Source organism: Chlorogloeopsis sp. ULAP02, from assembly GCF_038404745.2.
Lineage (GTDB): Bacteria > Cyanobacteriota > Cyanobacteriia > Cyanobacteriales > Nostocaceae > Chlorogloeopsis.
Genome location: NZ_JAYKTT020000082.1, coordinates 70,430 through 93,657, shown reverse-complemented (window position 1 = coordinate 93,657; position 23,228 = coordinate 70,430). Strand labels below are relative to the sequence as shown.

The following is a 23,228-nucleotide window of genomic DNA, read 5'->3' as shown; positions in this document are numbered from 1 at the left end:
GATTTATCAATTCCACCAATGTGATTTAACGGCCAAAAGCGGAGGACTGCACGACCGATAATATTCTCACGTGGAACAACACCCCAACAGCGGCTATCGTAACTGCTACCACGATTATCACCTAATACTAAGTAGGAATCAGGGGGTATGGTTACAGGTTTAGATAAAAAGGGTGGTTGTGGCCCTGAGGTACAAACATCAGTTACTGTACGTTGTGAGGAAGCCAGATACTGGTTTTCCTGCAAGGGTTGATTGTTAATATAAACTTTACCATTCCTGATTTCTATCCTTTCTCCTGGCAAACCAACAATACGCTTAATAAAAGCATCTTGATATTGTTCTTCTTGTAACTCTTTTGTAGGCGAAAAAACTACAATATCTCCTCTTTGGGGATTAGAAAATTTGTAGCTCAACTTATCAACAATAATTTTGTCAGCCTCCCACTGGTTAGGTGAGCCGTGTAGTGTTGGCTCCATTGAACCAGAGGGAATCCAACGAGCTTCAGCGACAAAAGTACGAATACCCAAAGCGAGTACGATACTTAATACAATTGTTCTACCTAGTTCTGCAATCCAGGAGTTATCAGGTTTTTGGCTAGAGTTGTTATCAGACACTTGATTTTGCATGAAATTACTTAACTAAAGACACCATGTGCAGGTGATAAACTTCTCTGTCTAGGGATACTATAATAACTATGTATTTGTTAATTTTAGCTTTATCAATTTATTTTTTGGGTTATGTTGAGATTCTAGCAAGCTAATTTATACATTAGAGACGATAAACTTAATTAGTGACACACCATCTAAATTGATTGCTAACAGTCCAACTAAGTTTAACCCAAACAAATAGTTATTTGTCACAAATCCTTGTTGCCCTCAAACTCTATTATCCATGCCATCTTCCACCAGTTTGCTAATTCGCCGTGCTCAGATTGTTTTAACAAATGGAGATTTAATGACAGGGGATGTGCTAACGCGCGATCGCCTCATTGTCGAAGTTGCACCCGAAATCTCCACAGTGAAGCCTGATAGAGAAATTGACGCACAAGGATTAACTTTGTTGCCGGGAGTTATCGATCCGCAGGTGCATTTCCGAGAACCAGGATTAGAGCACAAAGAAGACTTATTTACTGCTAGTTGTGCCTGTGCCAAAGGAGGAGTCACTTCTTTTCTGGAAATGCCAAATACACGCCCTCTTACCAGTAATCAGCAAGCTCTTGATGATAAGTTGCAGCGTGCTCAAAATAAATGCCTTGTCAACTATGGTTTTTTTATTGGGGCAACAGGAGAAAATCTGCCAGATTTACTAGCAGCTAATCCGACTCCAGGAATTAAAATTTTTATGGGATCGATGCATGGGCCATTGCTTGTTGATCGCGAAGAAATACTAGAGGCAATATTTGCTCAGGGCAATCGTTTAATTGCCGTTCATGCTGAAGATCAAGCGAGAATAAATCAACGACGACAGGAATTTGCTGGTATCCATGATGTCGCAGTTCATTCCCAAATCCAAGATAATCAAGCAGCACTATTAGCGACTAAGCAGGCATTAAAGCTTTCACAAAAGTACCAGCGCCGTCTGCACATTTTACATATGTCCACAGCAGAGGAAGCTGAGTTACTGCGTCAACAAAAACCCAGTTGGGTAACAGCAGAGGTAACACCCCAGCATTTGCTTTTAAATACCAGTGCCTATGAAAAGATTGGCTCCCTAGCGCAAATGAACCCGCCTTTGCGATCGCCCCACGATAACGAAGTCCTTTGGCAGGCTTTGCATGATGGAGTGATAGATTTTATTGCCACGGATCATGCACCCCATACGCTAGAAGAAAAAGCACAACCTTATCCCAATAGTCCCTCAGGAATGCCTGGGGTGGAAACTTCACTTCCTTTGATGTTGACGGCAGCAATGCAAGGGCGATGTACTGTTGCCCAAGTTGTGAAATGGATGTCAACTGCGGTAGCTAAAGCTTATGGCATTCCTAATAAAGGGGCGATCGCTCCCGGTGATGATGCCGATTTAGTGCTTGTAGATTTGAATACTTACCGTCCTGTTTTACGCGAGGAACTTTTGACTAAGTGTCGTTGGAGTCCTTTTGAAGGTTGGAATTTGACTGGTTGGCCTGTTTATACGATTGTAGGTGGACAAGTTGTTTATGAAAAAGGTAATTTAAATACACAAGTGCGCGGACAAGCTTTAACTTTTAATTAAAAGATAATTCTTTGCACGCAAATTGGTATCAATTGAACTGCTGTGTAGGTTGAGTCAGCCGTTCCCAGAAAAAACCTGCTACATTGGCCACTTGGGATACTACAAATAATACTGAAATGAAGATTCCAGGCTGGCTTGATTTTTGCAATAAGGGGTGAGTCAGCAAATTAAAATAGAATGTTAGTGGTTCAACCTTAAAACGCCCTTTGCTACGTTGAGATCTGCGAGTGTGAAAACAGAAAGCACCACGACCGTAGTTAAAATGCTGACGCCAGAATGTAGATAGTGTGAGCTTATGGGCATGATAGACATGAACTTCTGGGGCGTAAATCATCTGATAACCATGATGCAACCAGCGATCGCAAAATTCCCGATCTTCTCCCGCAGCTAAAGGAAAGGTAGTGTCAAACCCCCCCAGAACTTGGAACAGATGTGCTGGCAATGCTAGGTTGTTGGAGGCAAAAAAGCTGACCGGATGAGAACCTGTATTGTAGTATTTATAAAGATAATCAATAAGCACCTGGCTGGCGGTGGAATACAAATTTTCAGGAAGAGCGTTGAGAGTCTGGCCGCCAATCATGCTATCGTCTTCTTTAGCAAAGCGGGCAGCTAACTTTGTCAACCAGTCAGACGCAGGCATACAATCATCGTCAGTAAAAGCTAGGAACTTACCTTGTGCTTGTGCAGCACCTGTATTACGTGCTTTTGCCGGGCCAGAATTATCTTGTCTAAGTAACTTTAGGTTAAGCTGTTGTTGAAAACGAGCCACTATAGGTTCCAAAGACACTTGACTACCATCATCAACTACAATTACCTCAAAGCCAGCATGGGGAAATTCCAAGCGCACCAGAGACTCAAGACAGGTGGCAAGTCGCTCTGGACGATTGTAGGTGGGGATAATAATTGAAAACAAAAGTAGTTCTTGTGCCATTAGAACTTGTATTTGTTGGATTTACTTATATGTTCAGAGGAAATATATCTGTGCAGTTTTTCCTTGAAAGGTATAGTAATCTGGGCGAGGGTATGAAGTGGATCTAGCCGCATAGCCCAAAATAAGCTGGACAAAGCAGCACCTTTTTGACCAAGTTTGTATGACATACGGGCGTGTTCATATACAAAGTTGGCAAACATCTTGGGATGTGCTTGAAATAACTCTTGATGCTTGGCAATCATTCTGTGAAAGCTTTCCTGGCGCAGAATCGGGTTATTGGATACGCGATTTCCCTCATAAGTGTATAGTTGATAGGTAACTATAGGCACACCAAGAATAGAACAGGCTGGGTTGAGCCGTAAAAATAGTTCAGAATGGACGCGAGAGCGAAATAACTCGTCCCAACCACCGATTTGATGAATAACCTCGCGCTCTACAACCAAAGTTTGCTTGGTGTTGTAAGAACTACCAGGCTCTAACTCCTCCAGAGAAAAGTGAGCGCCTCTTAATCGAACTGGAGGCGGAAGGCGTTTATTGATGACTTGTCCTTCGGCATTCACCACCTCTATACCGGAGATGACTGCTACAGGGGATGGTAGTGTTGTCTCAGCCAGTGCCTTGAGAGACACCTCTGCCATGTAGGGAAGGAGGCGATCGTCGTCGTCGAGATATGTAATCCAACAACCTCGCGCTGCTTCTGTTCCAACATTGCGAGCTCCTGCGCCACCACGAGAGGTATTGAGGCGTAAAAGCCGTAGCCGTGGTTCCTGTGGTAAGTTAACTGGCTGCGCTGAATTGTCATCTACGACAATGACTTCTAAATCATCCACAGTTTGTTCCAGAGCACTTTTGACAGCACGGGGCAGTAAGTGAGGGCGATCGCGCGTTGGGATAATGATGCTGAGTAGAGGATTGCTCATTTTCCAGGTATTTATTTTTTAAATTCTGCGATCAGATTAACTTTGTTTAATCACGTATTGTTTCCGTAACTGCATGACTGATCACATTCCAGTTTCTTGGTTGATAAAACAAACATTTACTGATGTTTTTACTTGCTCTGACAATAAATCTAAAAGATTCCACTATATCGAAGGAGCGCACTCCTTCTCTGATATAAATTTTGGAGGTATAAACACCAGGAACTAAACCACAGTAGGGCATTTGCATCTGAATTTCTACTATGCCTGGAGATATTTTTAGATGCTCATTATCACTAGTTGAAGTCATATATAATACATTTTCATTTTCTCCTGCTAAAGCTTTAACTAAAATTCCTAAATTTGCATTATCAACTTTTTTATAAGCTTTGCATTTTACACACAGAGTCACAGACTCACCAGTCATTGGTTCTGAAATTACATTCCCTTGGTCATCCCTAAAATATATAGCGATAATATCTATTCCCAAACTTTCTCTTTCAGGTTTTTCTGGTAATACCATTGCCCCTAAAACATTTTTTGCCCCATTTAAATAGAGGTCTTCTTCGTATTGACGAATGACTGCTTCGGTTTCTCCGGCTAAAATTAGCTTACCTTTTGCAAGATAAAGTGAATTATTACATATATTTAATACACTATGAGAATTATGAGAAACCAGCACAAAAGCTGTACCTTTTTCTCGAAGTTTTGCTAACTTGTTATGACACTTAACTTTAAATTTTATATCTCCTACAGAAAGCACTTCATCAATTAATAAAATATCTGGCTCAATATGAACTGCACAAGCAAATCCCAACCGTGCCGCCATACCAGAACTATAAGTTTGCACTGGTGCATCAATAGCATCCGAAATTTCAGCAAACTCTACCACATCATCAAATTTATCCTTAATTTCTTTTGTTGATAAACCTAAAATTGACATATTTGCATAAATATTTTCTCGTCCAGTTAGGATTGGGTTAAATCCAGCTCCTAATGCAATCAAAGGAGCCAACCTACCCCTAACCTTGACAGTGCCAGTATCTGGCTTAATCAAACCGCTAATAATTCGTAGCAGGGTACTTTTACCAGCTCCATTCGCCCCTACCAAGCCCAGCGCTTCTCCCCGTCGGATTTGAAAACTAACATCCTTAAGAGCCCAGAACTCTCCCGCTCTAAGCACATCGCTCTTGCGGCGTCCCCCTACCAACTCTGTAGTAATATCTTGAACTCCGTAAAACAAGGACTGCTTTAAATCCCGACAAAACTTCTTAGAAACCTTGTCAACTGAAATAAGTAAATCATCATCTGTAGATTGAGTAGCAGTTTCTGTATCAGTCATTCCACTTACGATCATGAACTCACCCTCTCAATCACAAAAGGCATCGCCAGACGAAACGCCACCCACGTTAATAGTAAGCCAACCACGGTAATAAAACTAACAATCCAAAATCCATAAGCATTTGATATCACTCCAGTGGTTGCCAATTCTCGCGTTGTTACCAACAAAGGAGTGACGGGATTGAGTTTTACCAACAAACCAAAGGTTCCACTACTTGGTACAGGATAAATGACTGGAGTTAAGAAAATCCAAAAACCTGTCACCATTGTTAGTCCCTTTGACACATCCTGATATAGTATCCCCAATGGAGATAATAAAGTACCAATTAATGTTCCTAGCAGAATCAGGTGAATTAAAGCCACTGGAGCTAAAATGACTGTCCAACTGACAGGCACCCGAAACCAAACAAAAAAAGCCACAATCAGAATAAGTTTGATCGCAAAGTTGAAAAAGACTTCACCCAGCTTTGCTAAGATAATTGCCTCTCGCGGAAAATTGACTCTGGCTAACATTGGTTTTGCTACAGTCACCGCTTGCACAGGGCCATTTAGTGCTTCTACAAAAGTCTGCCACAAGGCTGTGCTAAACATCACATAAGCTGGATAAGGAAAATCTGTTACCCCAACATTAATTACCTTTGCATCATTTGCCAGAGTAAATCCTGCTGCCATCACAATTGGCGGTAAAAAAGCCCAAGCAAAACCCAGAACTGACTGGCGATATTGAGCACTAATGTCTCGTACCATCAGTCGCCAAGCTAGTTCTCTAGAAGCTAGCAAGTCTAGCCACATGAATCTGAATAATTGCAAAGGATGCCTGAGCAAACTCTCTGGCGTATATATTATCTCAGGCGGCATACGAGACTTTGTTCTACTAGAATTTATCTTTTTCACGGCATTATCCATAATCTTTTCTTCTATTTCAAGTTTGTGATAATGCTCTGGTTGCCGATCGCTCCCCCTGCTGTGAAGCTTGCTTTTGCATCCGTTGAGCTTGCTGTTTAGCATAGCGATCTGTGAGATAGCGGTTCAACATCTTATCTAAAGGAATTAAGATGCGATCGCCCAAGTGATTACTTAACCCAAAGGTAAGGAGACGGTTCAAAGGACTTAGAATTGACATTTGTCGCCTCCATCCCAATTTTTTGTATTTTGCTTGGAAATATCCATCCTCGGCTAGATTCCATTTGTCACGTAAGCGATGTAAGCTTCCAAGCTGCCAAGCATCGCTCCAACGCAGCATATAGTAATGTAAGTCTGTCCACTCTAAAGGCGGGCCTGGAACATAAGTCACTATAGAGGCAGGCTCAAAGTAGACAGTGCCGCCTGCCTGCCTGACACTCATGCAAAAATCTAGATGCTCTTTGGTATTGAGCATCGCTTCGTCTAAAAAGCCAATTCGCTCAAATATTGCCTTGCGCACCAGTACGCAGTGAAATTCTGCTAGTTCAGTCTGGGTGCGTTGCAGTTGTTCGCGCACATCCTTGACTGACTGCCCTTGTTTGTACATTTTCTCTCGCAGACGCTGTCTGGCTTGCTCGCCAGTTTTATCAACCCAAATATGCGATTCTCCCCCGGCAAAATGTACAATTTCGTGTAAGGGCAGATTTTGACACATCAATGGCCCAACAACAGTGGCGGCTGTTTCTTCAGCACACTCAACTAAAGCTTTCAGCCAACCGGGAGAAACAATCACGTCGTTATCAATAAAGACAACGTATTTTGTTTTCACCTCACGCAAACCCAAGTTTCTGGCATGATTGGGCCAGAGGTAATAATTAGTCCGAATCAGTTGAAATCCCTTAGCCTGTGCTTGTGCTTCTAAATAACGCCTAACCTTAGCAGGTGAATTACCATCTACGTAAACTAATTGGAAGGGAAAATCTGTGTGTTCGTAAATGCTCTCTAGTGATTCACGAGCGCAGCTAAAACGCTCTCGCGGCACAACAACAATCGTAACTAGTTCGTCATTCATAAGTGGCAACTCCATATATAAATCTTCAGCCTTCGTAGGGTGTGTTATGGACGGTAGTCTTAACGCACCAAGAATTTAGGATGGTGCGTTGCGCTTTGCGACAACACACCCTACAAAACTAATTTCCTACCTGCGGAAGCCGCGGAGCGGCTTCCGCGTCTACTGCTATCTGCCATCTGTTCTCTAACTTGAAAGTGGGTATGGGGGTGTAAGGGTATAGGGGTGTCGGAGAAAGACATTTTCATGCTTGGCAGTAAAAGTTTTTCATCAGGACTGCCTTCTAAATTCAAATAGGCATAAAAGTTGCGGGTTGAACTGACAACTTTTTGTGAGAATCTTCTGGACGCAATAACTGCTGATAAATTTTGACTAGCTCATCATTAAGCTTTTCGATATCATAGTGTTTTTCAACATATACGCGACCAGATTTGCCCATTTGCGGCCAAATTTCTGAATGGTTAATTAAGTAATCTAATTTCTCAGCCAAAGCATCTACGTCGCGTTCTGGAACCAGGAAGCCGGAAACACCATTTTCTACAAGTTCAGGTACACCACCATGTAAAGTGCTAACAACCGGCAAACCCATTGCCATTGCTTCTTTTAAGACATTCACAGGAGCGTCTTGGTTGCCATCTTTAGCCGTGACACAAGGTGCTGTAAAAATATGGGAGTTGTCGAGAATTTCAATCAGTTCTTGTTGGTTTTTTTGACCTAGTAACTTGACTATGTGACTAACGCCCAACTCCTGTATTAATTTCTGCAACTCATGTTTTAAAGGGCCATCACCTATGATGTTGTACTCAATATTTGGGTTAGTTTTTGCTAGTTTCGCAATTGCTCTAATGCTGTACTCTATACCTTTTTTTTCTACAAGGCGGCCAGTTGTGGCAATCCGCACTTTACCATCGGGATGGGGATAACGGGGAGCAAAACGAAAACGACTGCAATCAATTCCTGAACCATGTACGACAATTTTATTTGGATTGCAACCAAGCGTGATCGCCCGCTGTCTGAAATATTCGCAGTTGGCAAGAAAAAAGTCCCCATTACGGAATAGTTGGCGATAAATGCGATCGCCACGCTGTTGAACATAGCTGCTAATATCATGTCCGCGAAATGTGGTAATTAACTTTGCGTTGGGAGCATTCATGTGACGAAATGCCATGCCACTGAAACTTTGTGTTCCAAATTGGCAATGAATGATATCGTATGACTTTTGAAATGAAGGTATGGCTGTATATAGCAACCACAATGAAATCGCTTCTTTGCCATACTTAAAAAAGTTTAGCGATCGCAGATACAGTAAGGGGTGTTTGTAGAAATTGACGCACAGCAATTCAATACCTTTTATAATCCGCCACAGAAGATTTTTTGGTATTTGATTTAAATAGTAAGTACGCTCAAGTAATTGATATTTTTTCACGTCTGGATGGACTTTCGAGATATCACCCTGTTGGCAGGCATAGATATCAACTTCATGTCCCCGTTTGATTAAACCGACAATTTGATTCAATATAAATGTTTCTGATAAAATTGGAAACTCCCAGACAATAAAAGCTATTTTCATAATAATTATTTTCTAGATTTTTACTTCAAATTATTGTTCAATTGCTTCTAGTTTAATGCCCTTAAGAAATATAATTTTCAATGCTTAATCACTGCTATTTTTATTATTTATGACCTACGCAAAATCCCTCTAAAATCCTCTTGGCTCCGTGTCCTACCCTTACGGGAAGCCGTACCTACGGAAGCCGCTAGCTAACGCAACGCCTTACGGCGAACGCGTCTACCGCGTCTAATGTGTCCTCTGCGGTTTATTATTCCATAACTCGTGTACAAGTCCTGTTATTCTCTAGCAGAAACACCTCCAAATTTTAACCGTATTAACTCCCATGCATATGTATATCTAATAAAAAACATTACAAAAGCAACCTTGATTTTTTCATCCATTTTTTTTAATCTTACATCTACAAAAGCACTACCAACCCACATTAAAGGAGGAATCAAATTCTTGACCAAATTCTCACAAAAGATAAGATTTTGCTTCAAATTAGAGGATTGTTTCTTGATTTGTAAATCAAAAAATCCCCCAGCTAATCTGATTGTTCTTTGATAGAGTTGAGCGAAAGAATATCTAGCCGGATGAGCTACAAGAGTGTCATCTGCGTAAATCTGTTGATAACCAAATGAATAAACACGCTGTCCCCACTCAGCATCACCACTAGATTTTAATGTGGCATCAAACAACCCAACTTTTTCAATTACATTTCTAAAAGTAAAAACATTTGCTGTGGCTCCGTATTTATGCTTTTCCAGGAACTCCTTTTGAGGAAGAGCCATAATACTCTCATATAGTTCTACAGGTGTTGCTTGATTTGGATTCTTGAGGAAGATTTCTACTTTGCCTGCAACTAACCCACAATTAGGAACTTGCAGCAAATTTTTCACACCTTTTTCGATCCAATCTTGAGCAGGAATGCAATCGGCATCAGTAAAAGCAATTACATCTCCTTTTGCTAAAGATATTCCTTTATTGCGAGCTGCGTAGGAGCCAGGAAGACTTTCTGAAGTAGCGATCGCTTGTCCAAACTTAGCAACCACACCCTCAATATCTTCGTCTGGATCTGAATCGTTATCAACAACAATGACTTTGTAAAGGTGTTTTGGGTAAGTTTGATTTTCTAATGCCTCTAAACAAATTTTCAGACGTTGAGCATCATTGAAAACTGGAATGATAACAGAAACAAGTGGACTATATTTATCATCTGTCAGTCTATCTTTATTTAGATAATTTAGACTGCTCATATTTCTGTAAATCAACTTTTTGGTTAACAAATATTCTACTTTAAACTTTTACTGACTCTGTAATCGAGTGCTGGTTTTTTAAAGAATATTTCAAACCAGCAACCGATGAGATATTTTAAAGCAATTACTTCTTGGGAGACTGGCTGACAAGCTCTTGTTCTGAAGTGTTGTCCTGATTTTTACTTTGGCTACTGACCTCTAACACAGTGACGTAATTTTTATGATCTTTATTATCTATGGATGGATTTTTCGACTGCCATTCCTGTTTGGTAAATTCTTCGTAGTAAGAACGTTCTGTATTAACATTCCACAAATCGTGGTTTTCTCCTAAGATGTTTTTGACAGCAAGCATTCCTGTTAGCATCGAATGGTCTTGATTATTGTATCGGTGCATTCCATTTCGACCAACAGTTTGTAAATTTTCAAATGTTTCTAAATAATTCTGAATCACTTGAAGATATTGGCGATATTCTCCGTCATATACTGGATAGGCTTTGTGCTGTCGGATAACCACTCCATCTTCTATATTGCCTAACTTATTTACTAAACCTAATTCAACAATTTCATGACTAGCTAAATCAATCAGTTTTTTATCAGACATTTCCCAAATTTCATCACCCTGGCTACAGAAGTATTCCATCCCCAAGCAAGTCTTGCTTTGGTCGGGTACCATTGCCGGACTCCAATTTTTAAAATTCTGAATGCGTCCGACTTTGAATTGTGGACTGTGGATGTAAAGCCAGTTGTCGGGGAATAGGCTTTCTTCATCAATAATCAGCGACACAATCAAGAAATCTCGGTATTTCAGACCACGAGAAGCTTCCAATATATAGTCAGGTGCTGGAGGATCAAGTCGATGAATTAGTGCGCTTACCGGCATACTAGAGATGAAGTGGTCGCCAGAAAATTGGATGGTTTTCTCTCCTTGCCGAACTGTAATGCTCTTGATGCGATTGTCTTGGCGTTCTACACGGGTTACTTGAGTGTTGAGAAGGACTGGAGTACCTTTTTTTTCTACTTCTTCTTGAAATCGCTCCCACATCATTCCCGGCCCTAAAATCGGGTAGTCAAATTCCTTGATTAAGCTTTTGGCATTTTGACTTCCAAATACAGCATTGATTACTGCTCTTTTGAGCGACATTCCTTGAATTCGTTGTGCTGCCCAATCTGCACGAATTTGGTTGCAAGGAATTCCCCATACCTTCTCGGTATATGTTTTGAAGAATATTTCGTAGAGACGACCACCAAAGCGATCGCTTACCCATTCTTCAAAATTTTCAGGTTCTACTTTGGGTTGTAATCTTGCTTTGAGTTTTGCCTTCAGGTAGCTCAATAAAATCAAGATACTTTGTTTGATACCCAGATTGGATAGTGTATTGAATAAAGAAAGGGGATAGTTGAAAAAATTACCCTGGTAGTAGATTCGCGACAGACGAGGAACTTTGATAAAGTCGTCTTTTAAAACTTCATGCCATAGTTGTTGTACTTCTGTAACTTTAGTAAAAAAGCGATGACCACCAATATCAAAGCGATAGCCTTTATACGTCTCTGTACGGGAAATTCCACCAACTTTGTCAGCTTGTTCAACAACGATAGATTTAATACCTTGCTTAACTAGTTGGTAGGCAGCTGTCAAACCAGCTGGGCCAGCCCCGATGATGACAACAGGATATTTTTCCATTGATATTTTCCTATTGGTATAGTTGTGGATGCATTGTTTCCAAAATTTGTATGTACTTTTCAATACACTAGGTCTATGCAAGCTTGACAGAAAAAATGTAGCGGGCTGTCCCGATTGCAAATGCTAGACCGCCATACAGGTAGTACAGCCAATGCCACGGAATGACACGAAGCGCAAACCAAAAACCGCGCTTGCAATGAAAGAAACGATAAACTTGGAGATTAATGGCTAAAAGTAAAAAGCTTAGTATCAAGGCCACTGCTAGAAACCCTGGAAACCAAAAGGCGGCAAGCAGAGAAATTACAAGCCCATAAGTCAAAATCACACTCAGGCGACTTTTTAGCCCTAAATTTAGATCATTACTCAACTGGTGATCGCGCCAAATCAATTCCGTCCAAGGCAGAGCACGGTAAAAAAATTCAGCTTTTAATAAAGACACTACACCCCAATACTTTAAGTGCTTGACTTGCAAATCTTTGCAAAGTCGAATTTTGTGGCCAGCCTGTTTCAAACGATAACCTAACTCTATATCTTCAATGCTAGGTCGGCGATAACTTTCATCGAAGCCTCCTAAGTCTAGGAATATTTGACGTCGAATAGCCCCGCAAGCACCCCAGAAGGTAAATGCTTCTTCTTTTGCTGTCTGATGAGTGTAGTGGTGGAACAAGTTTTTATACTGCGACAAAAAGTTGCTCGCACCAGGTGCATCATCATATGAGCCAATCAGAGCAGCCAATTCTGGCTCATCGATAAAAGCCTTTTCCACCTTGCTAATAGCATCTGGAGTGATGGTTACATCAGCATCTATAAAGAAGAGAATGTCACCTGTTGCAGCACGCGCTCCTAAGTTACGCGCTTTCGCTGGGCCACCAGATGTAGGTATTCTCAGCACCTTTGCGCCGAATTCCTCAGCTACAAGCCATGAACCATCTGTATCTCCATCAGCTACAACTATGATTTCGGTGGGAGCAGGCATGGCATTAGCCAAACTGGACAGGCAGTGGCGAAAGCTAGCACCTCCATTGTGAACAGGAATAATGACTGAGATTACCAATTTTGTAGCAGGTAAAGTCATTTTTACTACTTGGTTGTGTAAGGTCTAAGTGAGCGTGCAAACGAACGATGAAAACAATGATTTATACCAACTTCGTTCTTGAGCCTCAGCATTACTTTGTCGCTTATTTAAAAGTAATAGAAGTATTTTTGGTAGAGAAACCACTATGAATTCTATAATCTATGAGCAAAATTGTTTATGTAAATATGACTAAATCTGACAAATAATATAATTAACTTCTTTATAGAAAATTTATATTTAATTCTGATCTCAATATTTTTTATAGCTTAAAAATTAAGTATCAATTTTATTGATACTTAATAGTATAAATTTTACCGTTTATAGCAATTTTTGCTTTTTTCTTACGTATAAATATTTAATAATTTAAAATAAAATGTACAAAAAAATACAATATTAACATTAGAACTTTCTAAATATTTTACAAGTTACATAATACAGATATAGAAGTTGCCAAGAGAGTTGTCAGTGTTGATTTTAGAAAATATCCTTGCCTAGCAAGTATTTTAGGTTTTAGTGCTACCTCAATATTATTAATTTACATTTTTTGGTTATATTTAGGTTAACAAAGGTTATGTTTAGGTTAAATACAAGTAAATAGAACTAATATTTTTGAGCTTGCTAATACAAGCAAAGTTTAGTAATACGAAATATCGAGAAATATAGATATCTAGAATTCTTTTTGTTATTCTCAAGTTAAATATTCTCTAAGATTGAAAAGTCGTAGTCGGTAGGAATTGCAGTGACAAAAAAACGAGTCTCGCTCAAGCGACGCCACTTTCTAATGGGCATGAGTACTTTTGTAGGAACAGATGTCTTGGCGATCGCTAGTAGATATAGAGGTGGGAACAATCTTATTCAAGTGACTGCTCAAAAGAATAAAGATTTTTCAGTCACAGAGAATACTCCCTTACGTAACCGAGCGGCAGCAAAAGGATTAATTTATGGGGCAGCTACTCAAACATCTGTACTGTGCTTAGATACAAAGTTTGCGACTAGGTTTGCTCAAGAATGCGCCATGCTGGTGCCAGAGAATGAGCTGAAATGGAAAGCACTTCGCCCTAGCTTTAACAGTTTTGATTTTACTCGCAGTGATCGGCTAGCTCACTTTGCCAGCACTAATAAGATGCTTTTCCGTGGACACACCTTGGTATGGCACAAAAGCTTACCGGAGTGGTTTGAGGCTACAGTCAATAGTCAAAATGCCGAGCAGATAATGCTGAAACATATTACAACAGTTGTTGGGCATTATGCTGGGAAAATTCACTCATGGGATGTGGTTAACGAGGCAGTTTTTCCTGAACACGGGCGAACTGATGGCTTGCGTAATACGCCGTGGCTGAAGTTTTTAGGGCCAAATTATATCGACTTTGCCTTTCGTATGGCTGCACAAGCAGATCCGAAGGCGTTGTTAGTCTACAACGATTATGGAATGGACTACAACACTCCTGGTGATGAAGCAAAGAGAACTGCTGTTTTAAAGTTGCTAGAGCGTTTAAAGTCTAAAGGAACACCAGTGCAGGCTCTTGGTATTCAAGCTCACTTAGAAGGAGAAGCTCCCTTTAGCACTAAAAAGCTCAAGGCTTTTTTGAAAGATGTTACTGATCTTGGTTTGAAAATCATGATTACCGAACTGGATGTAGCAGACAATATGCTACCTAAAAATATTTTGGTGCGCGATCGCCTGGTTGCTAAGATTTATGAAGATTATCTGTCGGTAGTTTTGGATGAAACAGCAGTAATTGCTGTCTTGACTTGGGGATTAAGCGATCGCTATACCTGGCTACGGGATCAAAAATTTCGGAAAGATGGTGAAACAGTACGTCCTTTGCCACTGGATGCCCAAATGGAGCGTAAATTAGCATGGTATGCGATGGCACGCACTTTCGCTCAGGCTCCCATGCGTGTGTTCTAGATTTTTCATACAGATTTACTTTTTTTGCACCAAATACAAATAATATTTTTCATCACCAACAAGGTTTTTACTAAAGCTTTCTAGTTGAGATATCCGAAGATTAGGGGATTCGGTTTTCAAAGGGGAATCTAGAATTAATAGAATCTGATTATTTGTTTGAATGACAAAGTTATTAACTTCTTCAATCACTCTTTGCGACTTGACATCTTTTCTTCTACCCCAATCAACAAAACTACTAAAACGATTCACTTCAGGATAATAAATTTTTCTCTCCAAATGAGCAGCAAGAGGAGACATTATATAATCCTTACTGCCAATAATTACATTATTATTTAACTGGTTACTAATAATAAAGTTAGCTGCATCTCTGCTAGCAGAGAATGGATAAGCCATATCCATACTGAATGCAAATATTCCCGCAAAAAGATGAAGTAACAAGATACTTGTTATCAATTTATTTTTTTGTTTATACCAAAAATTAACAAATCTTTGGAATCTCCCATGAAACCAGTTAGAATCACTATAATAATTGCAAAGCCATAAACAAGCTATAAATAATATAAATAGATGCCCATGATGCCTTAATACTCCTCTAATTTTCGTATAAGCGAACAAAAGAATGCCCAATGTTCCAGAAAGATAAAAGAAAAGTACAAATGGTTTTCGGATAAAAATACATATAGCCAAACACAACAAAATTATTGACAATATTCGAGAAATTTCTGATGGAAAGATATTATTATTCCAAAAGTGAAAATTAAAAATTGGTGGTATGGGAATGTAGCTTTGGAAAATGATTGTAATTATTCCAGCAAGTTTTTTGAGACTGTTAATTAATAAGTCAAACTGTGTAAGTGCAACTTGATTACCTAAATTACCTATCTGTGATTGGCTTGTAACTGTAGTTGTTGTTCTTAGTAGTTGACTGAGAGAAAGTATTAATCCCAGAGAAAATATAGTGAGACTGAAAATTAGATTTTTCTGATTGTGAGCGTAAGAAGTTCTTAGATTTTGATCAAAAATATATTCAGTTAGCAATGTTAATGCTAAAGACAAAGCAATAATCATTATATAAACATTTGTATTTAACATTAATGCTAGAAGAATTGCCAGCCATAAGTAACTATGGTAACGTCTAGGGAACAAATAACAAAATAGAAAAAGAAAAAGAATTCCTAAGTTATAGTTTCTGCTGATTAAGTTATATTCAAAAAAAGGAAAGTATCCGAAAGTAAACAATACTTTTTGTATGCGAGTAAAAGGTGAGTATTGTACAAAAATATAAATGACAAGTGTAGCAATCAATAAATGCAACAATTGCATTGCAGTCGGATTATGTGTGAAGCGAGTAATTATATACAAAAGACTATGCCATAGCCCTGGATGTCCTTCATATTTCAAATTATTATATACATCAATCAAAGATGAACTATCTCTAGCTATCAGCCAAGCTTGTAGCTCATCTCGCCACATTTCATGATTAGCCAAACCAATAAAACTTAAAATCAAGAAAATGGCAACCAGTAAAATTGTAAAATAAGTTTGACTTTTCAAACTTAGATTTAGAAACTTATTCCGAACGTCAATCTGGCTATTTTCCATAGCGGTACATCAAGACTCTATTTGATAATGAAAGTGTGGACATTAAGTAAAAGATTGACCTAATAGCCGATTTGATGAAGGTAGAGGCACAGGCGTTGAATAATAGATATTTCTAGCTGTTTAATGCAAAAGTTAGTCCAATAATACCAAGAAATTTTGAATCATAGTACTGAATTTTCGTATTTTTGCCGTGTCTTTTACTCAAATTTCAATGACGACAACAGCATCTGTGCTATGAATACTTGAGTTTTAATTCCTTTAGAAATGACTTATAAAGTCAAGCTTAAATTGTAGAAGAGTTATTACAGTGAATTGGTTTCCCTACTTCTGGATTTAGACTCCTTGACTTTAAACTAACTGCTTTTACCTATGCTGTATTTTATTGCTAGTTGGACTGTTTTGCTCATCAGTTGCAGTGTAATTGGAATTGGGTTGTTAAATTACTTGGGGGCAAACTTTTGTGTCAGAGTTGGCGATCGCCTATTGGCTGCTGAATGGTTAGGCATGATTGCACTCTCTATTTGTTTACTAGCAGTTTCTCTAGTTTTACCATTATCTTCGCTGATTGGCATACTAGTTGTAGTCACTCTTTGCGGAATATCCTTTGTATCTAGACGCACCCGTACTGAAGTAGGAACTTTGTTGAAGGCATCATCCTGGCAACTAGTTCTGAGCTATATCGGAATAGCGATCGCTGTGGCTGCTTTCACAAATCAGCAAGTGACTTGGATTGACACAGGGCTTTACCACTATTCAGTAATTCAATGGCTACATCAGCACGGAACAGTCACAGGTGTCGCCTTAATTTTCAGTAATTTGGGCTTTACCTCATCATGGTTTGCACTGGCAGCTCCGTTCAACCCACCTAGTTTGGAGGCACGGGTTAGTGCTGTCACGAATGGATTTGTTTTCTTGCTAGCAATATTACACTTTTTAGTTTGTCTAAGGTACACCATCACAGGAAAAGCATTATTTAGCGATTGGTTTGTGATCGTCTTTCTGGGATTGATGTTACCCTTTACGCTTTTATATACCCTTTTTCGAGAAATCCTGATTTCCCCATCTCCAGATCTACCTACGGGATTGCTAATAGGTATTGTTTGCTGGGCAATTTTAGTAGTATCAAATCCTCAATCACCGAGCTTACCAAATTCACAAAATCTATATAATTGTAATGCTCAGGCAGTACCGCTAATTCTATCGGTAGGAGCTTTAACAATCAAGCTAACAGCCATTCCCCTCATGCTTGTGACGAGTCTGTTTTATGCAGTTCACCATCGGCGCTCAATCCAAAAACTTTGCATTGGTGGTGCGATCGCGTTGGTGTTGCTTACTCCCATGCTAGCTGCTGGCATCAAAGCATCTGGCTGTCCATTGTATCCTTCTTCTGTGTTCTGTTTCGATTTACCCTGGTTGCCTGATACAGAAAATATCGATCAAGTTGCGCAGGGAACTCACGGATGGAGCAACTGGTACGGTAAGCCCCCAGAGGGAAGAAATCGTTGGCTGTGGCTACTACTAACTTGGCTCAACTCTGAGCGCCCCAATCAGGTAATGGTAGCACTGATAGTTGCAACTATCTTAGGGGTGATTATGCCCTTCAAATCATTTCGCAAAATTCAAATTAAAGGCAAGTATTGGATTGTGGCAATCGAAATCGTTGGTTTCTTGTTTTTAATGATGACTGCTCCCTTCTTTCGATTTGCTCTGCCTTATCTTCTTTTGATTCCATCCCTATTAATTGCCATTTATGCTCAGTCGTTGCTATCGCAGTTCGTGTTGATTGTGTCTAGATATTCTCAGCGAAGTGCGATCGCTTTTTCACTTGTCTTCATAACTGCTATTTTTATTATCTTCACTCAAACTCACACAATATCTCAATGGCTATTACCTCCGGCAATGCAAAGAGTTCCGGTGATTCAAAGACGGGTGAATGATATTGTTTACTTTTATCCCCAAAATCAAGAGCTGTGTTGGGCAACAGAGCTACCCTGTGGATTTGAGATTGAACCAAATGTCAGACTACGCGATCGCGATCGCGGCATTGCAGGTGGATTTGTTTACACTAAGGATTAACACAAAGTCAATAAAGTATCAGCAAGTTGAGCAGGACGAGATAAATAAGGACAATGTCCTGCGCTCAATTCTATCGCATTAACTCCTAAACGCTTACGTGCAGCATATCTTGACCATTGAGGGGAAATTATTTTATCCTCGGTGCAGACAATATAGATAGATTCTACATCTGGTAAAGCTGGCAAGGGAAAAACCTCTGTTATATGTGCAAAAGATAGATGATTTCGCATCTTAGATATTGCCCAACTTGCCACATCAGGTTTACAGTCGTGAAAGAAAAATTCCATCGCCACTGCTTCATCTTCAAAGTTTTTCCCTAGCGAAGCCGGATTAAAGATATCAGGTTCGTCACGCACCTGCTCAAGTTTAGTTGCTTCTGGCTGCTCATAACCTGCTGCCTTTACCATCTCAGGAGGAATATCTTCATAAGTTTGTTCAATTATATTCATACCTGGGTATGGGATCAGTGCAGCAAGAAATACCAGCTTACGAATTGGACGCTGGTTGGCAACAAGGGGAATCACAGTACCAGCCATTGAGGTTCCCACAAGTATGACATCGTTTTCATTTGGTGGGAGCGATCGCATCACAGCTTCTGCAAAATCTGATAGAGTAGCGGAGGGATTTTCAATGGGTAAATCCATTGCCACCGCCTTATGTCCTTGCGCCTGCAAATAGGGAATAACTAGATCCCAAGCCCACGCGCCTTGACAAGCGGCATGAACTAGACAAAAAAGACTCATACCAACTCCTTGCTCAAAATTTTATCTTCCGTTTCATAATCCAGCAGCCAAGGTGCAGCGAATTGCTGTGCTTGTTCGGGTGGATGGCTTCTTTGCCAGTCAATAGTTTGTCGCAGTGCCTGATCTAGCGGCACAATTTCGTTGTATCCCAGTTCTTGACGAATACGAGTTGCGTCTACAAACCAGTCTTGCTTTGGATTCAAAGGCAATTGCCAATCTGCGGGCAAATGCTCTTGAGGCACAATCACAACTTTGCCTTGCCATCCTGCTACTTCCTTAACTTTAGCAATGCGTTCCGTCTCGCTCAGTACTTCTGCATCAGCAACGTGATAAATATGATCTGCTGCCGATTCCTTTGTGACTGCTAAAGCGATCGCATATGCCACGTTCTCTACATATCCATAAGAACCACGCCATTTAGCAATTTTCTCTGGCACTAAAATAACAGGACGATTTTCATCCATGCGTCGTAAATAAGGTAACAGGCGATGTAGTGGATCTTTCGCACCGTAAACCATTGGCAATCGTACAATTGTCCCCGGTAAGTTAGAGTTGCCCATCACCACTCGTTCCACCAAAATTTTTTCGTAATCTATCGGTGCATCAAGAGGCCTATTAGGCATTTCCCGAAATGGATATAGTGAAGAACGTAAAGGTGAATCTTTGGTTAGCGGTACTGGTACGATATCAGATTCTCTACCTAAAATCACCCCATAGGCACGGTACACATCCATACTGCTAATTACAACTACACGTTGAGCAATCCCCTCAAATGTATTTACTAGAGTTTGTGCGTCTTGCTCAGTGTATGCAACCATATCTAAGACGACATCGGGCGAAAGCTGCTGCAACTCACTTTTCATGTTCGGAAGTTGGGAGCGATCGCCCAAAAATTCATGCACATTTGATGGCAATTTCGCTGTTGTTTTCCTCCGGTGAAACACTGTTATCTCATGCCCCATTTGCACAAGCTGAGAAACTACAGGAGGGCCGATAAAATTGGTGCCGCCAACGATTAAAATTTTCATAATTATTCCTCTAATACCGTTTCTTTGTGAAGCTGCGCCAAATTCTTCTCCATACCTCTTATCTTTGTGTTCTTTGTGTCCTTTGTGGTTCGTTTTTCAGCGCGTCTTCATACAGAATTGGTATAACCATTAACTACTGTACGGGCGGGTTTTAACAACAATCTCTCTAAGATGACGAAATACCTAAATAAACCCGCCCCTACTCACTACTAACAAATGACCAATGACCAATGACTAATGACTATACTTTGGTGTCTTCAAAATGATGCTGTCAATTAAACCATAATCTTTGGCTTGTTCAGCACTCATAACAAAATCTCTTTCAGAATCAAGTTTGATTCTCTCTTCCGGTTGGCCAGTGTTAGCAGCTATTATCCTATTCATGGATTCTCTGAGGTACAAAATTTCTCTAGCTGCTACCTCAATTTCAGTTGCTTTTCCCTCAGCGCTTCCTGATGGTTGGCGAATTGTAATTCGCGCATTTGGAAGAGCGTATCTTTTACCTTTAGTACCAGAAGAAAGCAAGAATGCTGCTGTAGCAGCCGCAGTGCCAATGCATACAGTACATATGTCTGTACGAAGCTGAGTCATAGCATCATATAGAGTCAATGCAGCTGTTAAGGAACTTCCAGAACTATTAATATACAATGTAATATCTTTATCTGGGTCTTCCGCATCAAGGAATAGCATTTGTGCCACGATTAAATTCGCTATTTCTTCTGTTAATTCCCCACGCAAAAAGATAATTCTTTCTGCGAGCAATCGGGAATAAATATCAAACTGCATTTCTCCTTGCCGGGAAGGTGGAATAATAGTTGCAAAGCCGATTTGAGAAGGAGAGTTCATAGCTAATATCACCAAAAGGTAAGATTTAATTTTTTATGAACGGGAATTACTGTGTTAGCAGTCATCTGTAATCTATGAATAGAACCTTCCGCTACAGGTTCAGCTAGTGGCAGAATTTTTGTTCCCGGAAATTGCTTAAGTTCTAGCCATTGTTGAGTGTTTGTATTAGTAAAATTTTGTTCAACCATATATATTTAATTGCTTATGGATGAAATTTATCTGACCAGAGTTTGTAATTGTACCGAGCTTCTGTTGTATCCACATCTGGCATATGCTTTTCCACTAAAACAAATATTTCCTCTATCAATTCACCAAGATGTATAACCGCTATTTGTGGTTCTTTACGAAAAATCTGCTGGAGACGAAATGAAAGTTGATGGGGAGCGATCGCCATTTTATTAATAAACTTATCCATCCCTTTAAATGGAACAGAATTGACAGGATGATACAAGCGATTTAATCCCAACAGTACACCAACAATATTCTTTACTCCATTCAATAATTCATCAGTCAGAAAAAGCACGTCATTTCTTTCTATTCCGTAAAGTTGTAGCACCCACAAAGCACGAAAATGCAAATGCTTTTTCACCATTGCTTGAGCTAATTTATCGGGATAGTTGGCTACCTTTCTCTGCCATTGCGCAAGTAGTTTACCATTGTGTAATGGCAGCATATCAAAGATGCCAGCTAGCATATTTAGCAAAGGCTCGTCAGGGTTACACTCCTCCAGCAACTTGTCTATATCACGCTCGCAACACTCAATGGTGATATGACCGAAATCACATTTGACGCCTTGAACAAAGTACTGTTCGACTATGTATCCTACTTGGCGATCACTAGCATGAAGTCTATAATCTGATCCTTGATTTTGTTCATAAGTTGCTTTTAATTCTTCATCTGTTGGTAGTTCATCATAATAAATACTCATATCAATATCTGAGTAGACATCGGCTTGTCCACGAGCAACAGATCCAGCGATTCCAATCGCTTTCACTTTCGGATTAACTAAGTAGCTAGCCGCGTTTTTTTGCGCCAAAGCAAGTAGTCGTTTGCTGGCGTCATTCATTTTTTCTCCAATTCATCTGTTATTAATTGTTAATAGCAAGACTAACTAAGACTTGTGGCATTTTTTCACTAAGCCTATAGTCCCACCCTCCATTAATAAAGGAATTAAGAATAACACTATCTAACGCCGCATACATACCAATGGGTATTGACGGTAACACCATGCTGTGAGCATTTGGTGCTAGCGTCTGAGTTACTGCTATAGACTCGTGCATAAATTGATTCTGCCACGCTTGAGAATGGCGGATTGGCTCACCTACACCAATAACTTCTTGCCTTAAACCTTTATGCTCAAGTTGCACTCGTGTACCTCCATCTACAGGCTTGAGTGTCCAAGTCACAATAGAAGGCTGGCGCATCATGCTATCCTGCCAAGTGTAAGAAAGCCGCTTTGGCTCCTCTAGCTCAATCACCTCACAACTAATGCTTCCATCTAGCCCTGGCAGTGGGGGACACAAAAACCGAAATCTATGTCCAATACGCGGCTCAAAGTCGTTTTCCATCAGCCATACCGCCAGTACTTCGCTGTTAGTAAGTACCTGCCAAACTCTTTGAGGAGGATAGGGATAGAAAATTTCCTTCTTCAAGTCTCGGAGCATTGATTTTCCTCCAAATAGTCGCCAAGGGCATCTAGTTTTTCTTGCCAGAACTGCTCGTAATGAACAATCCAGTTAGATATCTGCTTCAATGGTTCTGGATTTAAACGATACAGACGTTGTCGTCCCGATTTCCGCATTTCTACTAAGCCTACTTCACAGAGAACTTGCAAATGCTGAGAAATTGCTGGCAAGCTCATCGCAAATGGTTCTGCTAACTCTTTCACTGGTTGCTCTCCAAGACGCAACCGATCCAATAGCGCCCGTCGAGTTGGATCTGCGATCGCAACAAAGACATCGGCACTGGCAGCAGGTCTACTCATCTAGGTAAACCAAATATTTAAGTATTTACTTAACTATACTTCCAATAATATATAAGCAATTGCTTAAATGTCAACTTTAGGGACTTCCAAATAAAAAAAAC

At 40.0% G+C, this 23,228-nt stretch carries 21 protein-coding genes; 3 read left to right on the top strand and 18 right to left on the bottom strand.

The genetic code is table 11. From position 1 onward, the window contains the following. The coding region (lepB, locus tag U2718_RS30655) for a signal peptidase I (RefSeq protein ID WP_411813393.1) at positions 1–626 on the bottom strand (626 nt) is incomplete at its 3' end. 265 nt (positions 627–891) lie between these two features. On the opposite strand from lepB, the gene U2718_RS30650 reads away from it, so the two are divergent. After that, complete coding sequence (locus U2718_RS30650; RefSeq protein ID WP_341993779.1) at positions 892–2,211, top strand: dihydroorotase; 1,320 nt, start codon at positions 892–894, stop codon at positions 2,209–2,211. Positions 2,212–2,239: 28 nt separating this feature from the next. Here U2718_RS30650 and U2718_RS30645 read toward each other — a convergent pair whose 3' ends face one another. From U2718_RS30645 to U2718_RS30605, 9 genes are all read right to left on the bottom strand, one after another. Continuing rightward, positions 2,240–3,142: a glycosyltransferase gene (locus U2718_RS30645; RefSeq protein ID WP_341993780.1), complete on the bottom strand. Its 903-nt coding sequence runs from the start codon at positions 3,140–3,142 to the stop codon at positions 2,240–2,242. Continuing rightward, positions 3,142–4,062, bottom strand: coding sequence for a glycosyltransferase family 2 protein (locus U2718_RS30640; protein WP_341993781.1), 921 nt, complete (start codon positions 4,060–4,062; stop codon positions 3,142–3,144). The genes U2718_RS30645 and U2718_RS30640 overlap by 1 nt, the downstream gene beginning before the upstream one ends. Before the next feature lie 46 nt (positions 4,063–4,108). After that, positions 4,109–5,416 (bottom strand): ABC transporter ATP-binding protein, encoded by a 1,308-nt coding sequence (locus U2718_RS30635; protein WP_341993782.1) that lies wholly within the window; start codon positions 5,414–5,416, stop codon positions 4,109–4,111. Continuing rightward, a complete protein-coding gene (locus tag U2718_RS30630) occupies positions 5,413–6,258 on the bottom strand; it encodes an ABC transporter permease (RefSeq protein WP_341993848.1) in 846 nt (281 codons plus the stop codon). Before U2718_RS30630 ends, U2718_RS30635 begins: the two co-directional genes overlap by 4 nt. 64 nt (positions 6,259–6,322) lie before the next feature. Next, a complete protein-coding gene (locus U2718_RS30625; protein WP_341993783.1) occupies positions 6,323–7,375 on the bottom strand; it encodes a glycosyltransferase family 2 protein in 1,053 nt (350 codons plus the stop codon). 286 nt (positions 7,376–7,661) lie between these two features. Continuing rightward, positions 7,662–8,942, bottom strand: coding sequence for a glycosyltransferase (locus U2718_RS30620; RefSeq protein ID WP_341993784.1), 1,281 nt, complete (start codon positions 8,940–8,942; stop codon positions 7,662–7,664). Positions 8,943–9,220: 278 nt separating this feature from the next. Further along, on the bottom strand, positions 9,221–10,180 hold the full coding sequence (locus tag U2718_RS30615) for a glycosyltransferase (RefSeq protein ID WP_341993785.1): 960 nt from the start codon (positions 10,178–10,180) through the stop codon (positions 9,221–9,223). 124 nt (positions 10,181–10,304) lie between these two features. Beyond that, positions 10,305–11,861, bottom strand: a complete 1,557-nt coding sequence (locus tag U2718_RS30610; protein ID WP_411813392.1) for an NAD(P)/FAD-dependent oxidoreductase — start codon at positions 11,859–11,861, stop codon at positions 10,305–10,307. Between the two features lie 73 nt (positions 11,862–11,934). Beyond that, a complete protein-coding gene (locus U2718_RS30605; protein ID WP_341993787.1) occupies positions 11,935–12,936 on the bottom strand; it encodes a glycosyltransferase family 2 protein in 1,002 nt (333 codons plus the stop codon). 739 nt (positions 12,937–13,675) lie between these two features. Here U2718_RS30605 and U2718_RS30600 point away from each other — a divergent pair. Then, positions 13,676–14,848 carry an endo-1,4-beta-xylanase gene (locus tag U2718_RS30600; RefSeq protein ID WP_411813391.1) on the top strand — a complete coding sequence of 391 codons (1,173 nt, stop codon included), beginning with the start codon at positions 13,676–13,678 and terminating at the stop codon, positions 14,846–14,848. 15 nt (positions 14,849–14,863) lie between these two features. Here U2718_RS30600 and U2718_RS30595 read toward each other — a convergent pair whose 3' ends face one another. Next, positions 14,864–16,450 carry a hypothetical protein gene (locus U2718_RS30595; RefSeq protein ID WP_341993788.1) on the bottom strand — a complete coding sequence of 529 codons (1,587 nt, stop codon included), beginning with the start codon at positions 16,448–16,450 and terminating at the stop codon, positions 14,864–14,866. A gap of 369 nt (positions 16,451–16,819) precedes the next feature. Between U2718_RS30595 and U2718_RS30590 the strand changes: the two genes are divergently transcribed. Beyond that, positions 16,820–18,526: an LIC_10190 family membrane protein gene (locus U2718_RS30590; protein WP_341993789.1), complete on the top strand. Its 1,707-nt coding sequence runs from the start codon at positions 16,820–16,822 to the stop codon at positions 18,524–18,526. Here the strand turns inward: U2718_RS30590 and U2718_RS30585 are convergent. The 7 genes from U2718_RS30585 to U2718_RS30555 all read right to left on the bottom strand — a co-directional run bounded on the left by U2718_RS30585 (position 18,523) and on the right by U2718_RS30555 (position 23,127). Further along, positions 18,523–19,269: an alpha/beta hydrolase gene (locus U2718_RS30585; protein WP_341993790.1), complete on the bottom strand. Its 747-nt coding sequence runs from the start codon at positions 19,267–19,269 to the stop codon at positions 18,523–18,525. The genes U2718_RS30590 and U2718_RS30585 overlap by 4 nt on opposite strands. Beyond that, on the bottom strand, positions 19,266–20,297 hold the full coding sequence (locus tag U2718_RS30580; protein WP_341993791.1) for an NAD-dependent epimerase/dehydratase family protein: 1,032 nt from the start codon (positions 20,295–20,297) through the stop codon (positions 19,266–19,268). Before U2718_RS30580 ends, U2718_RS30585 begins: the two co-directional genes overlap by 4 nt. 234 nt (positions 20,298–20,531) lie before the next feature. Continuing rightward, complete coding sequence (locus U2718_RS30575) at positions 20,532–21,143, bottom strand: ATP-dependent Clp protease proteolytic subunit (protein ID WP_341993792.1); 612 nt, start codon at positions 21,141–21,143, stop codon at positions 20,532–20,534. An 8-nt stretch (positions 21,144–21,151) separates the two neighbouring features. Beyond that, positions 21,152–21,331, bottom strand: a complete 180-nt coding sequence (locus U2718_RS30570) for a hypothetical protein (protein ID WP_341993793.1) — start codon at positions 21,329–21,331, stop codon at positions 21,152–21,154. 14 nt (positions 21,332–21,345) lie between these two features. Then, positions 21,346–22,209, bottom strand: coding sequence for a nucleotidyltransferase domain-containing protein (locus tag U2718_RS30565; protein ID WP_341993794.1), 864 nt, complete (start codon positions 22,207–22,209; stop codon positions 21,346–21,348). A 22-nt stretch (positions 22,210–22,231) separates the two neighbouring features. Then, a complete protein-coding gene (locus tag U2718_RS30560) occupies positions 22,232–22,807 on the bottom strand; it encodes an SRPBCC domain-containing protein (protein ID WP_341993795.1) in 576 nt (191 codons plus the stop codon). Further along, positions 22,792–23,127 (bottom strand): metalloregulator ArsR/SmtB family transcription factor, encoded by a 336-nt coding sequence (locus U2718_RS30555; RefSeq protein WP_341993796.1) that lies wholly within the window; start codon positions 23,125–23,127, stop codon positions 22,792–22,794. Before U2718_RS30555 ends, U2718_RS30560 begins: the two co-directional genes overlap by 16 nt. Between the last annotated feature and the right edge of the window lie 101 nt (positions 23,128–23,228).

Coding starts and splice junctions, on each gene's coding strand:
- U2718_RS30565 (WP_341993794.1), bottom strand. CDS start 22,209: ATGAATGACGCCAGCAAACGACTACTTGCTTTGGCGCAAAAAAACGCG.
- U2718_RS30630 (WP_341993848.1), bottom strand. CDS start 6,258: ATGCCGCCTGAGATAATATATACGCCAGAGAGTTTGCTCAGGCATCCT.
- U2718_RS30645 (WP_341993780.1), bottom strand. CDS start 3,142: ATGGCACAAGAACTACTTTTGTTTTCAATTATTATCCCCACCTACAAT.
- U2718_RS30580 (WP_341993791.1), bottom strand. CDS start 20,297: ATGAAAATTTTAATCGTTGGCGGCACCAATTTTATCGGCCCTCCTGTA.
- U2718_RS30590 (WP_341993789.1), top strand. CDS start 16,820: ATGCTGTATTTTATTGCTAGTTGGACTGTTTTGCTCATCAGTTGCAGT.
- U2718_RS30605 (WP_341993787.1), bottom strand. CDS start 12,936: ATGACTTTACCTGCTACAAAATTGGTAATCTCAGTCATTATTCCTGTT.
- U2718_RS30635 (WP_341993782.1), bottom strand. CDS start 5,416: ATGATCGTAAGTGGAATGACTGATACAGAAACTGCTACTCAATCTACA.
- U2718_RS30640 (WP_341993781.1), bottom strand. CDS start 4,062: ATGAGCAATCCTCTACTCAGCATCATTATCCCAACGCGCGATCGCCCT.
- U2718_RS30575 (WP_341993792.1), bottom strand. CDS start 21,143: ATGAACTCTCCTTCTCAAATCGGCTTTGCAACTATTATTCCACCTTCC.
- U2718_RS30570 (WP_341993793.1), bottom strand. CDS start 21,331: ATGGTTGAACAAAATTTTACTAATACAAACACTCAACAATGGCTAGAA.
- U2718_RS30585 (WP_341993790.1), bottom strand. CDS start 19,269: ATGAGTCTTTTTTGTCTAGTTCATGCCGCTTGTCAAGGCGCGTGGGCT.
- U2718_RS30555 (WP_341993796.1), bottom strand. CDS start 23,127: ATGAGTAGACCTGCTGCCAGTGCCGATGTCTTTGTTGCGATCGCAGAT.
- U2718_RS30650 (WP_341993779.1), top strand. CDS start 892: ATGCCATCTTCCACCAGTTTGCTAATTCGCCGTGCTCAGATTGTTTTA.
- U2718_RS30560 (WP_341993795.1), bottom strand. CDS start 22,807: ATGCTCCGAGACTTGAAGAAGGAAATTTTCTATCCCTATCCTCCTCAA.
- U2718_RS30625 (WP_341993783.1), bottom strand. CDS start 7,375: ATGAATGACGAACTAGTTACGATTGTTGTTGTGCCGCGAGAGCGTTTT.
- U2718_RS30620 (WP_341993784.1), bottom strand. CDS start 8,942: ATGAAAATAGCTTTTATTGTCTGGGAGTTTCCAATTTTATCAGAAACA.
- U2718_RS30610 (WP_411813392.1), bottom strand. CDS start 11,861: ATGGAAAAATATCCTGTTGTCATCATCGGGGCTGGCCCAGCTGGTTTG.
- U2718_RS30595 (WP_341993788.1), bottom strand. CDS start 16,450: ATGGAAAATAGCCAGATTGACGTTCGGAATAAGTTTCTAAATCTAAGT.
- U2718_RS30615 (WP_341993785.1), bottom strand. CDS start 10,180: ATGAGCAGTCTAAATTATCTAAATAAAGATAGACTGACAGATGATAAA.